Source organism: Aurantiacibacter sp. MUD11 (genome assembly GCF_026967575.1).
Taxonomy (GTDB): Bacteria; Pseudomonadota; Alphaproteobacteria; order Sphingomonadales; family Sphingomonadaceae; genus Alteraurantiacibacter.
Genome location: NZ_CP114054.1, coordinates 2,508,015 through 2,522,133, shown reverse-complemented (window position 1 = coordinate 2,522,133; position 14,119 = coordinate 2,508,015). Strand labels below are relative to the sequence as shown.

Annotated in this window: 9 protein-coding genes and 1 pseudogene; 3 read left to right on the top strand and 7 right to left on the bottom strand. The window is 66.2% G+C overall.

Annotated elements, in window-relative coordinates; translation table 11 throughout:
* Positions 1-19: 19 nt before the first annotated feature.
* From OZN62_RS12510 to OZN62_RS12500, 3 genes are read left to right on the top strand one after another with little or no spacing between them, the layout of a single operon-like run.
* Positions 20-1,600, top strand: coding sequence for a carotenoid oxygenase family protein (locus OZN62_RS12510; protein ID WP_269100192.1), 1,581 nt, complete (start codon positions 20-22; stop codon positions 1,598-1,600).
* Positions 1,597-3,672: a PQQ-dependent dehydrogenase, methanol/ethanol family gene (locus OZN62_RS12505; protein ID WP_269100190.1), complete on the top strand. Its 2,076-nt coding sequence runs from the start codon at positions 1,597-1,599 to the stop codon at positions 3,670-3,672. Before OZN62_RS12510 ends, OZN62_RS12505 begins: the two co-directional genes overlap by 4 nt.
* On the top strand, positions 3,669-4,268 hold the full coding sequence (locus OZN62_RS12500; protein WP_269100189.1) for a nuclear transport factor 2 family protein: 600 nt from the start codon (positions 3,669-3,671) through the stop codon (positions 4,266-4,268). Before OZN62_RS12505 ends, OZN62_RS12500 begins: the two co-directional genes overlap by 4 nt.
* Here the strand turns inward: OZN62_RS12500 and OZN62_RS12495 are convergent, their stop codons facing one another.
* From OZN62_RS12495 to OZN62_RS13985, 7 genes and pseudogenes are all read right to left on the bottom strand, one after another.
* Complete coding sequence (locus tag OZN62_RS12495; protein ID WP_269100188.1) at positions 4,269-5,321, bottom strand: formylglycine-generating enzyme family protein; 1,053 nt, start codon at positions 5,319-5,321, stop codon at positions 4,269-4,271. It abuts the gene before it with no gap.
* Between the two features lie 181 nt (positions 5,322-5,502).
* Positions 5,503-8,784, bottom strand: a complete 3,282-nt coding sequence (locus OZN62_RS12490; RefSeq protein WP_269100185.1) for an efflux RND transporter permease subunit — start codon at positions 8,782-8,784, stop codon at positions 5,503-5,505.
* A complete protein-coding gene (locus OZN62_RS12485; protein ID WP_269100183.1) occupies positions 8,781-10,079 on the bottom strand; it encodes an efflux RND transporter periplasmic adaptor subunit in 1,299 nt (432 codons plus the stop codon). The genes OZN62_RS12490 and OZN62_RS12485 overlap by 4 nt, the downstream gene beginning before the upstream one ends.
* Positions 10,076-11,542, bottom strand: a complete 1,467-nt coding sequence (locus OZN62_RS12480; RefSeq protein ID WP_269100181.1) for an efflux transporter outer membrane subunit — start codon at positions 11,540-11,542, stop codon at positions 10,076-10,078. Before OZN62_RS12480 ends, OZN62_RS12485 begins: the two co-directional genes overlap by 4 nt.
* Positions 11,539-12,153, bottom strand: a complete 615-nt coding sequence (locus tag OZN62_RS12475; protein ID WP_269100179.1) for a CerR family C-terminal domain-containing protein — start codon at positions 12,151-12,153, stop codon at positions 11,539-11,541. Before OZN62_RS12475 ends, OZN62_RS12480 begins: the two co-directional genes overlap by 4 nt.
* A gap of 129 nt (positions 12,154-12,282) precedes the next feature.
* Complete coding sequence (locus OZN62_RS12470) at positions 12,283-13,431, bottom strand: HlyD family efflux transporter periplasmic adaptor subunit (RefSeq protein WP_269100176.1); 1,149 nt, start codon at positions 13,429-13,431, stop codon at positions 12,283-12,285.
* A pseudogene (locus OZN62_RS13985) lies at positions 13,431-14,117 on the bottom strand (ATP-binding cassette domain-containing protein); the annotation flags it as partial. The pseudogene OZN62_RS13985 and the gene OZN62_RS12470, both read right to left, overlap by 1 nt.
* Positions 14,118-14,119: the final 2 nt, after the last annotated feature.

Sequence of the window (14,119 nt, the reverse complement as noted above, 5' to 3'; positions counted from 1 at the left end):
GGCCTGCGGGAGGATTCCAATGGGACAGGACAGCAAATCCGGCGGCATGGGCCGCAGGGCATTTCTCGGCGCGAGCGCAGCGGGCACCGGTGCCATGCTGACGGGCTTCGTCGCACCGCAGGCGGCGCATGCGCAAGGCACGCATCACGCTCCGCAGGTGGACTTTCCGGAAGACCCGCGCGCCTTCGGCGGTGGCGGTGCTGCGGCGGGCGCGGTCAACCGCACCGAGATGGACCTGATCGATTGCGAGGTCGAGGGGGATTGGCCGACCGATCTCGACGGCGCCTTCTACCGCGTAGGGCCTGACCCGCAGTATCCCAAGGCACCCGAATGGGTCGGCGACATTCCCTTCGACGGTGAAGGTCATGTCTCCATGTTCCGCATCAAGGACGGTCACGTCGACTATCGCACGCGCTATGCCAAGAACCAGCGCTGGAAGGCCCAGCGCGAGGCACGCCGATCGCTGTTCGGCATGTATCGCAACCCGCCGACCGACGATCCTTCGGTCGCGGGTCTGAGCCGCGGCACCGCCAACACCCAGCTGTTCGTCCACCACGGCAAGCTGCTGGTGTTCAAGGAGGACAGTCCGCCGGTCTACATGGACCCGCTGACGCTGGAGACGGTGGACGACTACTACACCTTCGGCGGCGCGCTGCAGAGCCTGACCCACACGGCGCACCCGAAGATCGACCCGCTGACCGGCGAATACATCGGCTTCGGCTACGAGGCTTCCGGCTTCCTGTCGAAGGAAGTGAACGTCTTCTCGGCCGACCGCGACGGGCGCAGCACCTGGAGCGTGACGGTGGAAGCGCCTTACGCCGGCATGATGCACGATTTCTGCGTCACGCAGGATTATGTCGTGCTCTACCTCACCAACATGGTCGCCGATCCGGACATCATCGCTGCCGGCGGGCCGCACTTCGCCTATGATGCGACGGTGCCCTGCTACCTCGGCGTCATGCGGCGCGGCGGGGACGGCAGCGACCTGCGCTGGCTGACCGGGCCGAACCTGTTCTGCACCCACGTGATGGGTGGCTGGAACGATGGCACGCGCATCACCGTCGACATGGACGGCGGCGAAGGCAACCAGTTCCCCTTCTTCCCCAGCAAGCAAGGCGGCTTCGACCCGCAGGCCTCCATTGGCCGCATCCGGCGCTTCACCGTCGACATGGCGGCGGGCGGCGACAGCTACGAGGCGGAGACGATCTTCCCCGAAATCACTGGCGTGCTCTCGCGGCAGGACGACCGCTATCACACCCTGCCCTATCGCTACGGCTTCCTGCTGGCGACCGGACCCAATGGCGGCTGGGCGATCATCGATCACCAGACCGGAACCAGCCGCGTCTTGTCGGTGCCGGGCTACAGTCTCTCCGAGATGTGCTTCGTCCCGCGTGCGCCCGATGCACCCGAAGGCGACGGCTATCTCATCGGCATCGGCTCCAGCATGGAAGAGTCCGGTCGTTCGGACCTGATCCTGTTCGACCTGCAGAGCGGATCCGATGAACCCCGCGCGCGGGTGCGCATGCCATTCAAGTGCGTCGGCCAGGTGCATGGCTTCTGGGCCGATGCCAGCGCCATTCCGGGGGCGACCGAGGGATGATGATGCTGCTGCGTCCTGCCCTTGCGGCGGGGCTGATGCTGGCGGGCCTCTCCGGGGCCAGCGGCCAGACGGACAATAGCCAAGCGCCGGGCCAGTCGGTGGACTGGCAGAACACCGGGCGCACCTACGATGAGCAGCGTTTCAGCCCGCTGAGCCAGATCCATGCCGGCAATGTCGGCCAGCTTGGCCTCGCCTGGTATGCCGACCTCACCACCGACCGCGGGCAGGAGGCGACGCCCGTGGTCGCCGATGGCGTGCTCTACAATGTCGAGCCGTGGAACATCGTCACCGCATACGACGCGGCGACCGGGCGACAGTTGTGGCGGTTCGATCCGCAGGTTCCGTTGCGCTTCGGCCGGCTGGCGTGCTGCGACATCGTCAGCCGCGGTCTCGCCTATTCCGATGGCAAGGTCTTCGTCGGCACGCTGGACGGGCGGCTGATCGCTTTGGACGGTGCCAGCGGCGAACCCGTCTGGTCCATCCTGACCGTCGACAATTCCGAAGGCTACACCATCACCGGGGCGCCGCGCGTCTATGGCGACAAAGTGCTGATCGGCAACGGCGGCGCGGAGATCGGCGTGCGCGGATACGTCTCAGCCTATGATGCCGCGACGGGCGAGATGCTGTGGCGCTGGCATACCGTGCCCGGCGATCCCGCGCTCGGTTTCGAGAACGACGCCATGGCCATCGCCGCCGTCACCTGGACCGGCGAGTGGTGGCACCGTGGCGGTGGTGGCACGGTGTGGGATTCAATCAGCTACGATGAAGACCTGGGCCTAGTCTACATCGGCACCGGCAACGGCTCACCCTGGGTGCAGCACTGGCGCAGCCCCGGCGGCGGCGACAACCTCTACCTCGCCTCCATCGTCGCACTCGACGTGGAGACCGGCGAATACCGCTGGCACTACCAGACCGTGCCTGGCGAGCAGTGGGACTACACCGCCACGCAGAACATGATCCTGGCCGACCTGATGATCGACGGGCGCTTGCGGCAGGTGCTGATGCAGGCGCCCAAGAACGGCTTCTTCTACGTGCTCGACCGCGCAACCGGAGAGCTGATCAGCGCCGAGACCATCGCGCCGATCAACTGGGCGACCGGTATCGACATGGCGACGGGCCGCCCGATCGAGAACCCCGAAGCACGCTACGGCACTATCCCGGTCATGGTCAGTCCCGGCGCGGGCGGCGCGCACAACTGGAACCCGATGGCCTTCTCGCCGCAGACCGGCCTCGCCTACATCCCCGTCACCGAGACCTACATGGCCTATGCAGCTGCCGAGGAATACGATCCCGAGGTCGGCACGCTCGGCACCGCATGGAGCGGGCATGACGACATCCGCCGGGAAATCGCCACTTATGCGGACGAGCATTCGAAGGGCTGGCTTTCCGCCTGGGACCCGGTGACGCAGACCGAACGCTGGCGCGTGCCTTATGCCCAGAAGGGCAGCGGCGGCGTGCTGGTGACGGCGGGGAACCTCGTCTTCCAGGGCACCATCGGCACCACCTTTGCCGCCTATCGCGCCGATACCGGCGAGAAGGTGTGGGAGATGCCGGTGCAGAACGTGCCGATTGCCGCGCCCATCACCTACATGGTGGACGGCGTGCAATATGTCGCCGTCAACGCCGGTTGGGGCGGCGGCCTCGCCCATGTGGAGCGAAACGCCTATTCCGACCTGCTCCTCGGCCCGCCACGCCTGCTGGTGTTCCGCCTCGGCGGGGAGGCGCAGTTACCGCCGATGCCAGCCGAGAGCTTCGTGGTGCCAGAACTCAACCCGCCGCCGCCGGCGACGGCAGATGCCGAAACGGTGGCGCTGGGTGAACAGCTCTACGGCCAGAACTGCGCGCTGTGCCACGGCACGGCCGCGCGCGGCGGGGTGAAGGACCTGCGCCACATGTCGCCCGAGACGCACGAGGCTTTTGCCGACATCGTGCTGGGCGGCAGCTTGCAGGCCAATGGGATGGCCAGCTTCGCCGATACGCTGTCAGCCAGCCAGGCTGCTGCCGTGCATGCATACCTGATTTTCCGGGCGAACGAGGACTGGAACGCCGACACAGGGAGGGAAGCCCAATGAACCTGATCCGCAAATGTATGACGCTGCTTGCAGCCATTGGCGTCGCCATGGCCACGCCGGCGCTGGCGCAGGACTACGATTACCCCGACAACTACGCCGCCGACCGGGCCGAGATCGAAGACCTGATGGCGCGCTACCTGTTCGCCATGGATTATGGCGATCTCGACGCCTACGTCGCCACTTTCACCCCGGATGGCTCCATCGAGTTCGCCAGCGGCACATTCACGGGGCACGCCGAAATTCGCGAAGCGGTGGGCCGCTTCAAGGACGCCATCGGGCAGTTCTACACCACCGAGGATGGCTCGCCCGCCGCGCTGCGCCACGTGCTGCTGCAATCGGTCGTCCGCGTCGAAGGCGACCGCGCCTGGTCCACCTCGCTGTGGATGGAGATGGCCAACGACGGCCCCGGCGACAGCTTCAAGATGGGCACCTTCGGCATCTACGAGGACGAACTGGTCCGCGTCGACGGGCGCTGGCTGTTCAGCCGCCGCGTGGTGCTGAACGAGTTCCTCGAAGGCCGCGAATCCGGGCCGGACAACCCGGTGCGCGACATCGATGCCGCCGCCCAGGCTTACCGCGAAGCCACGGCCGAGTAGCTAGCTCTCCGGCGCCGCGTCATAGGCCAGCCGGAAGCCGACATTGCTGGCGCCCAGACCCGGATCGCGGCCCTGCCGCGCCGCCGGGCGATAGCGCTGGCAATAGTTCGGCGCGCAGAGGTAGGACCCGCCCTTCATCACCCGGCTGGGCTGCACCGGGTTCAGCGGATCGTAGGCGGCATTTTCACCGGGGCCGCGTGGATTGACCGTGTCGGCGGGCTCATGCCCCGGCGCGTAGTAGTCGGCGGTCACTTCCCAGACATTGCCGATCATGTCGTAGAGCCCGTTGGCGTTCGCCGCGAAGCACCCCACCGGGGCGATACCTGAAAAGCCGTCCTCGGCAAGGTTCACTGCCGGGAATGCGCCCTGCCAGCTGTTGGCGCTCTGGCCATCGGGCTGCTGCGTGACGGGCGGCTGGCCTGCCGACGCCGCGAATTCCCACTCCGCCTCGCTCGGCAAGCGCCCGCCCGCCCACTCGGCGAAGGCCAGCATGTCCTCGAAGGCGAGGTGCACCACGGGCTGGTCGGGCTGCGCCTCCGGGCCATCGGGGCCGTAAGGCTTTCGCCAGTTCGCCCCCGGCACATAGGTCCACCAGTCGGCGTAGCGCATCGACGGCCGCTCGGGCGGCGTGAAGACCGCCGACCCCGGCAACAGCAGTTCGGGCGGAATCTGCTCGGCAGGCACGCCGTAGAGTTCCGGCGGCACGGGCTTTTCCGCCAGCGTCACATATTGCGTGTCGGCGACGAAGGCGGCGAAGCGGCGGTTGGTGACCTCGTGGCTGTCGATCCAGAAACCGTCGACCTGCGTCTGCCGCACCGGGCCTTCCTCGGCATAGATGCCCTCCTGCCCCATGGCGAAGGTGCCGCCGTCGATCCGCACCACGCGTTCCGTGGTCGGCTGACAGGATGCCTCGGTAGCGAAATCGGCAGCTTGGCGTGGCTCTTCCGCCGCCGGTTCGGGGGGCGTCTCGCCGCAGGCGGCGATCAGCAGGCTCAATGGCAGCGTGGCGAGAGCAGTGGATGGAGGAATTCCGCGCATTTTCGGCAGCATCATTCCACGGGACCGCAGACCGGGCAACCGCCAGCGGCACCGCAGGCTCCGGAATTCAGCGGCTTGGACGCGCTCGGCGCGGTTACGCAAATCCCTCTTCCAGAGGCATGTAGGCGAAGTTGGTGCCAGTCTCGGTGAGCGGACCGAGGTCGGAGGTGGCGGGGGGCGATCCCGAGCGGGTTCACTAGCTCGCCGGGAGTGCTTCGACTTCGCTCTGTCCTTCGTTCCGCGCGAACCAGCCCTTGATCCGGTCGACCGCGCGCATCTGCAGGATGGCCAGCGCGGGCACCAGCAGCTGCTGCATCACCGTGCCGAACAGGATGCCGAAGCCGAGGCTGGCCGACATGGGAATGAGGAACTGCGCCTGCAGGTCGGTCTCGAAGGTGATCGGGGCGACACCCAGGAAAGTGGTGATCGCGGTCAGGATGATCGGGCGGAAGCGCGACTTGGCGGCATCGATAATGGCCTCCTTGCGCGGCATCCCAGCCTCGAGATTCTCGTTCATAAAGTCGATCATCACCAACCCGCCGTTGATCACCACGCCTGACAGCGCGATCACGCCGAACATCGAGACGATGCCCAGCGAGATGCCCAACAGTAGGTGACCGATCAGCGCGCCGATCATGCCGAAGGGGATCGCCGCCATGATGATGAAGGGCTGCACGTAGGAGCGGAACGGGATCGCCAGCAGCGCATAGATGCCCGCCAGCGCCAGCAGGAAGGCCCCGCCGATATCGCCGAAGCTCTCCTGCTGCTGTTCCTGCTCCCCGCCGAATTCGAATTGCAAGCCGGGATAGTCCGCCGCGATGGTGGGCAGTACCTCGTTCGACAGCAGCGTCGCCACTTCCTGGCTCGTCACCACGTCGGTGTCGAGATCGGCTGTCACGGTGTGGATGCGGAAACCGTCCTCGCGCTGGATCGAAGTCGGCGCATTGCTGATCGAGATGTCGGCCAGGCTGGATAGCGGCACCTGCCCGCCCGGCACGCGCACGCGGTAATTGCCGATGTCGGGCACGGAATTGCGCTGCTCTTCGGGCAGGCGAACATAGACGCGCACGTCCTCGCGCCCGCGCTGAACGCGCACTGCTTCCGCCCCGAAGAAGGCCGCGCGCACCTGTCCGGCGAGGTCCTGCAGGGTGATCCCGAGCGTCCGGGCCGAAGGCTTCAGCGTCAGGTCAACCTGCCGCACGCCATCGTCCTGATCGCTCTCGATGTCGAACACGCCGGCCACGCGGCCAAGCTCCCCCATCAGGCGCGTTGTGGCTTCTTCCAGCACCTCGCGGTCCGGGTGCGACACGCGCACGTTGACCGGCGCGCCAGCCGAAATCAGGCTGGAACTGATGGAGATCGAGCGCGCCTCGGTCACCTGCCCCATTTCCTCGCGCCAGGCCTGCTCGAACTCCATGGCGGTAAATGTGCGCTCGGCTGCGGGGATCAGGGCAATCTGCACGTTGGCGACGTTGGGCTGCAGCGTCTGGAAGCTGTTGATCGGGTTCGCGCCCGAGGAGATCAGGCCGATGGTGGTGTAGGACGCTTCGAAGATGTCGGCATAGCCCTCCTCCTCTTCGGAGAAGCGTTCGAGCGCGCGTTCGCCTGCCGCTTCTATCCGCGCGGTCACGGCAGCCGTGCGTTCCACCGAGGTGCCGGCGGGCATTTCGATGGAAGCGGAGACGACATCGGCCTCGATTTCCGGGAAGAACTGTACCTTGATGATGCCGCCGGGGACCAGCGCGCCAACCACGATCAGCAGCGATACCGCTCCCGCCAGCACGAGATAGGGCATGTCGACCGCGAACTTCAGGCCACGATCCAGCGGACCGTCGATGAAATCCTGCAAGCGGCGGTCGAAGCCCTTCTGCACGGTCTCGAAGCGGGCGAGGAAGCGGTTCTTCGTCTCCGTTCCGGCGGCGGGCAGGTGGCTGAGATGGTACGGCAGGATCAGCAGGGCCTCGATCAGCGAGAGGCTGAGCACGGCGATCACCACCAGCGGGATATCTGCCAGCACCTTGCCGATCGTACCACCCACCGCCAGCAGCGGCGAAAAGGCGACGATGGTGGTGGCCACGGCGAAGATCACCGGCACCTTCACCCGCTGCGCCCCGGCAATCGCGGCACCGATACCGGACCTCCCGCGCTCGCGTTCGGAATAGATGTTCTCCCCCACGACCACGGCATCGTCGACCACCAGGCCGAGCGCGATGATGAAGCCGAACAGCGAGAACATGTTGATGCTCGTGCCCATCAGTTCGATCACGTACATCGCGCCGACGAAGGTCGCGCCGATGCCCAGAGCCGTCCACGAAGCCAGCCGCACGTCGAGGAACAGGGTCAGGGCCGCCAGCACCAGCACCAGGCCGATGGCGGCGTTCTTCAGCAGCATCGACAGGCGATCGTCGAACAGTTCGGAGCTGTCGTCCCAGATCGCGTAGCTCACACCCGGGGGCAGCACGCGCGCGGAATCCTCTTCGAGATAGGCGATGGCCGCATCGGCCACGTCGAGGACACGCTCATCCGAAGTACGGTAGACGTCGACGAAAGCGACCGGCTGACCGTTGAACTCGGTGATTAGGTCGGCATCCTCGAACCCGTCGGTAACGGTGGCGACATCGCCCAGCCGCAGGATGGTGCCATCGGGCCGCGTGCGCAGGATGATGTTCTCGAAATCCTGCTGGTCGTAGTTCTGGCCCACGGTGCGCACGCGGACCTGTTCCTCGGAGGTTTCCACCGAGCCGGCCGGGCTATCGAGACTGCTCTGGGCGACGATGCGGGAAATGTCGGTAAGCGAGAGGCCGAGAGCCTGCAGGCGTTCCTGCGGCACGTCGATGAAGACCTGGTACTGGCGCACCGCGCTGGTCTCGACGTAGCTGATCTCCGGCAGGGCAGCGAGCGCGTCTTCGAGCTGGTAGGCGGACTCCTTGAGCGTGCGCTCGGGCACATCGCCATAGAGTGCGATCCGCATCACGCTCTGGCGCGTGGTGTTCTCGCGAATGTCAGGTTCTTCCGCGTCCAGCGGGAAGGTCTGAATCTGGTCAACCTCGCTCTTCACGTCGTCCAGCGCGCGGTCGACATCGGCCCCGGTTTCCAGCTCGACCCGCACCGTGCCGACGCCTTCGGAGGCGGTCCCCACCACCTTCTTCACGTCGTCGATGGCCTGGACCGCCTCTTCCACCTTCTGGACGATCGATTCCTCGACCTCTTCCGGCGTGGCCCCCGGATAGGAGACAGTGATGGTGATGGCGTCCTGGCTGATCTCGGGAAACACCTCCTGCGCCACGCGGGTGTAGGCGGCATAACCGGCCACCAGCATGAAGATCATCAGCAGGTTCGCGGCGACGCCGTTGCGCGCCATGAAAGCAATGATGCCCTTGCGGTCGCGCGCCCGGTCGGTCGCGGGGTTGCCGAAGCGGTCTAGCGGCGCGTCGCCGCCGTTCCCGTCTGCGGGAGGCAGGTCGACCGTGTCGCTCACTGCTCGCCAGCCTCGCCTTCGGCGCGCAGTTCCATGCCATTGACCGGGGTGCGCAGCGGGCTGGTGATGACATGGCCACCCTCGCCCAGGCCGGCCCCGGTGACATAGGCGAAGGTGTCAGTGCGCTGGAGCACCTCGACCGGCACGATCTCCAGCTTGCCGCCACGCAGCACCCAGACCTGGTTGTCGGGCCGCAAGGCATTGAGCGGAATGCGCGCGAAGGCCTGTTCGCTACCGCCGGTGATGGTGGCGCTGACGAAGCTGCCCAGCAGCAAGGGCGGCGCAGCAGTCGCCGTGCCCTCTTCCTCGGCATTTACCGGGACGCCGCCGCGCGTCGGATCGGGCACGCGCAGGAATACGTCGATGGTGCGCGTTTCGGGATCGAGGATCGGGTCGACCCGGTCGACATAGGCGCTCCAGCGATAGGTCGTATCGCCGTAGTCCAGCATCACCTGTGCGGGCACGCGCGTACGACTTGCCTCGAACAGCGCCGGGACCAGCGCGGCCTCGGCCTCGGTGAGCGAGACCCGCACCTCATAGGTCGAACTGGCAACCAGCGTGCCGAGCGACTGACCCGGTTGCACCAGCGTGCCCACGGCGGCGTTCTCGCTGCGCACAATGCCGGAGAAGGGCGCACGGACCGTCGTGCGGGACAGCGCCAGCTGAGCATCGGCAAGCTGAGCCTCGGCCCGCTCGCGCGCGGCCTGGGCAGAGCGCAATTGCGGCTCGCGCGTGGCGAGGATGTTGGGGCTATCCTGGCTGGTAACGGGCTGCGGCGCAGATGCAGGTTGCAACCCTTCCGGGGGCCGGATCCGCGCCGCGTAGTCGTTCTCGTCGATCGAGCGGCTAAGTTCGGCACGCGAGGATTCGCGCGAGGCGAAACGGTCCAGCTCGGCAGCCGCAATCGCCATCTCTTCCTGCGCCTGCAGCACGGCGACATCCTGCGCGGCGATATCGGCCTGCGCACTGCGGACGCGGTTGGCGTAGTCGGCTGCGTCGATGCGGAACAGCACCGCACCGGCAGGGACGCGATTGCCTTCCTGGAACGCCGGATTGACGTAGACGAGTCGCCCGGCGACCTCGGCGCCCAGCGTCACCTCCTCCCGCGGCTGCACGGAGCCGGAGCCGTGGATCTCGATGGCCCCGGTGGAGACCTCGTAGGGCACCGTCTGCACCAGTGGCACGCCAGCGACTTCCTCGCGCTCCTCCGGCTCGGGCCGCAAGACGACCATCAGGGCCGCGATGGCAAAAGCACCGACCAACAGCAGAAGCGACCATCTTGCCTGCTTGCTCATTCCGCCATGTCCTTTTCGTCTTGCGATTGTCCGCCCTCGTCCGTTGCGGAGAACCAGTCGCCGCCCAGCGCCCGGTGCACGCCCAGCCTGGCCAGCGCGACATCCCGTCCGGCGGCGGAAAGGCTGCCTTCGACCTGGTGGTAGCTGCGCAGGGCATCGAGATAGCCGACATAGTCGCCCACCCCCGCCTCGTAGCGACGCGCCTGCAGGTCCAGCGTGGCGCGCGCCTCTGCCGCCTGCGCGGTGATCAGGCGATAGCGCTGGCGCTGCTCTTCATAGGTGTCGATGGCCGTCGTGGCCTCGCGATAGGCATTGAGGACCGCGTTGCCGTATGCCGCGGCCGCCTCGTCATAAGTGGCTCGCGCGGCGGCGATATTGGCGGAGATGCGTCCGCCATCGAAGATCGGCGCGACTAGGTTGGAGCCGAGCGACACCAGCCAGTTCTGCCCCACATCGAACACGTTTTCGGGCGAAGCTGCCTGCGTGCCGGTACTGGCGGACAGGCGCAGTGCCGGGAAGCGTTCCGCCCGGCGCGCACCGATGCGTTGGCGCGCTGCCTCCAGCCGTTGCCAACTCGCGGCGACGTCTGGGCGCTGCGCCAGCAGGTCCGCCGGCAGACCGGCAGGCACGGGATCGAATGCCAGTTGCGGCAACAGGGGTTGGTCCAGCGTCGTCGCCAGGGTTTCGGGATAGTCGGCCAGCAGGACCGCCAGCCGTCCTTCGGCATTAGTCAGCGCAATCTCGCGCGCAGGCAGGCTCGCCTCGGCGCTGCGGAGCTGTTCGCGCACCTGATAGAGCTCGAAGCTCTGCGTAAGGCCGCGCAAGTACCGCTCCTCGGTGCGCTCGGTGCGTTCGGAAAGCACGTCGATGGTGTGCAAGGCGGTTTCGATCTGGAAGCGCGCATCGACGATGTCGAAATAGGCCGAGATGACTTCCGCCGCCGTCGCCAGCCGGACGGCGCGCAGGTCGTATTCGGCGGCAACCGCATCGGAACGGGCCGCGCCAAGATCATTGCGAACCCTGCCGAACAGGTCGAGCTCGTATGCCGCGGCAAGGCCGAGCGAATAGGTTTCGTTGGTGATCCGCGAGGGCGCGCCGGGGAAATTGGCAAAGGCCCCGCCCGCCACCGGCGTGTCCGAATAGCTGGAGCCGGCGCTCGCCTCCAGCGAGGGTAACAGCCCGGCGCGGGCGACACGGGCCTGGGCGGCGGCGCGTTCGGCTCGTGCAGCCGCCTGGGCGATTTCAAGATTGTCGTACAGCGCCCGGTCGACGAGCCCGTTGAGCACCGGATCCTCGAACCCGTGCCACCAGGCCGCCGGACGGTATTCGCCTGCATCAGCGCCCTGCGGGAAGGCTTCAGGCATTTCGGTGACGGCCGTGACCACTTCCGGCTCGGGCGCCAACGACACGCAGCCACCCAATGCCAGCATCACGCCGTAGACAGGCATGTAGAGCCGCCTCATCCGCGCTCTCCGGCAAGGATCGCGCGCGCCGACTGGTCCAGTTGTTCAAGCAGCATCGTCTTGGTTGGAGCGTCGAGAGTTTGGGCATCCATCAGCAGGCTCAGCGAAGCGCGCGAGTGGCGCAGGGTGATGGCCATGCCGAACAGGAAGACGGTGACCGCCTTGGCCTCTGCCTCGTCCAGTTCGGGCCGCAATATGGCCACCTGCCGCGCCAGCGCCTCGATCATCGGCATGATCTTCGCCTGCATCAGCTTGCGTACTTCCGGTGAGGGATCCTGCTGCTCGCGACCGATGAACAACGCGAAAGCGGCACTCTTCTCGCTCAACATGAATTGGCCGGCCGAGCGGATCATGGCGCAGATCGCATCGGTGCGTTCTTGCGGCAAAGCATCTTCGCCAGGCAGTTCGAAGCGTTCGGCACCCAGCAGGTCCCGCAGGTGGTCGAAGATATGCTCTGCCGCGGCATGGTAGAGCCCTTCCTTGCCGCCGAAATGATAGGTGATCGACGACATGGGCGTGTCCACCGCAGCCGCGATTTCGCGCGTGCCGACGCCGTCGAAGCCCCGCTTCCCGAATCGCTCGATCGCTGCATTGATGAGCTTTTCCCGCATGATAGAATCGTTATTCGTTCGATCGAACAAAAACAACCCCGCCTTTGGGGAAAGCCCTTCTGCCATGGCCAGCGGCTGGCTGTGGCGTTCTGTTCTCGTCTTGACTGCGACCGGGACGCGGCCCCCGGTCTAACGCTCCTGCAAGGATTGGCGGGTCGTCTTCAGCAGGGGCTTGGTGATGTATTCCCACACTGTCTGCGATCCCGTCAGGATCTCCGCCGATGCGGTCATGCCTGGCTGCAGGTCGATGATCATGTCGTTGCGCGGCGTCATCGTATCGGTGTCGACTTCGAGATTGACCCGGTAATAGGTCGTCACCGTCCCGTCTTCGCCTTCCTCCGACAGGGTATCGGGACTGATATAGACGACTTCGCCTTCGCCCGTGCCGTAGACCGCACTGTCATAGGCATCGAAGTTTACGCGGGCGCGCTGGCCATTCTGCACGAAGGCAATGTCTCGCGGGGAAACCTTGGCTTCCACGATCAGTTGTTCCCCGGTCGGCACGATCTGCAGCACTTCGTCGCCCGGACGCAGCACGCCGCCAACGGTCGTGATGCGGACGTTCTTCACGATCCCGTCTGTCGGGGCGACCAGTGACGCGGCCCGCATCGAATCCTCTCGCTGGGTGAGAACCTGTTCCGCAGCGACGAGCCGCTCCTCGGTCTCGGCAAATTCGGTCTGCAGGTCGCGGACATATTGCGCGCGCAGGTTGGAAATACGGCCCTGGGTTTCGACGATGGCGCGCTGCATCCGGATGATTTCCGACTGCGCCACGTCCCCAGTTTCGACCAGCGGCTCGTTCAGGGCGAGTTCCTGCTCCTGCAGGTTGGCCATGGCCTGCAGGCTATCCAGTTCCGCAGCCAGCGCGGCCTGACGCCGCAGGAAGAGCTGGCGCTGGTTCGAGGTGAAATCGGGGAATTCCGCCAGTTCGGCCGGAAAGCGCAGCGGCTTGTTGAACAACTCGGCATCGATGCGAGCCATGCGGCTGCGCAAGGCGGCAACCTCGGCCCTTGCCTCGGCCACGGCAGCCGTCAGCTGGACGGTGTCGAGTTCGACGAGCAACTGCCCCTGTCGCACCATGTCGCCTTCGCGCACGTGGATCTGGCTGATTGCGCCGCCCTCTTCGCTCTGCACGATCTGGACGCGGGCGAACGGCACCACGCGACCAGGGGCACGCGTGACCTGGTCGAGTTCGGCCCAGTTAGCCCAGCCGACAAAGGCGAGGAGCGTGGCCGCGATGGTGATGATGATCCAGTGTGCGGGGCGGAGCGCGCGCATTACGAGGCCTTCTTCTTGATGGTGGTCGTCACGGTGCCGGACTTGCCTCCCTTGGAGTCCAGCTTGCGCGGCAGCAGGTCACGCAAGACCTGCTGCGCGTCGCCGTCGCGCAGGACCTTGCCGCCCGACATGGCGATGATGCGTGTGAAGCGCGTCAGCAATTGCGGCTTGTGAGTCACCATCACCAGGATGGCATCGTCGTCGAGCCTGCTTTCGATCGCCTCGAGCGCGGCACCTTCGGTGGTCTGGTCGAGCGACGCCGTTGGTTCGTCAAGCAGCCATACCTTCGGTTCGGACAGCAACAACCGGTTGATCCCGACCAGGCTGCGCTGGCCGCCGGAAAGGCCACGCCCGCCTTCCTGGATCTGGGCCGCGAGGCCGTCCGGCTGACCGGCAATCATGGTGTCGAGACGCGTCTTGCGCGCCATTTCCATGATTTCCTCGTCGGTGACGTCGCCAAGCCCCATCGCAAGGTTATCTCGCAGAGTGCCGTTCACGAGCCGGGCATCCTGCGAGACGTAGCCGACATGGCGCCGCGCAATGTCCTCCGCCACCTGTCCCAGGTCGAGTCCACCCAGCAGCACGCTTCCTTCCTGCGGCGAATACATGCCCGACAGGAGCTTGAGCAGCGTCGACTTGCCTGAGCCGATCCCGCCGATGACAGCGACACGCTCGCCCGGCTTGATCT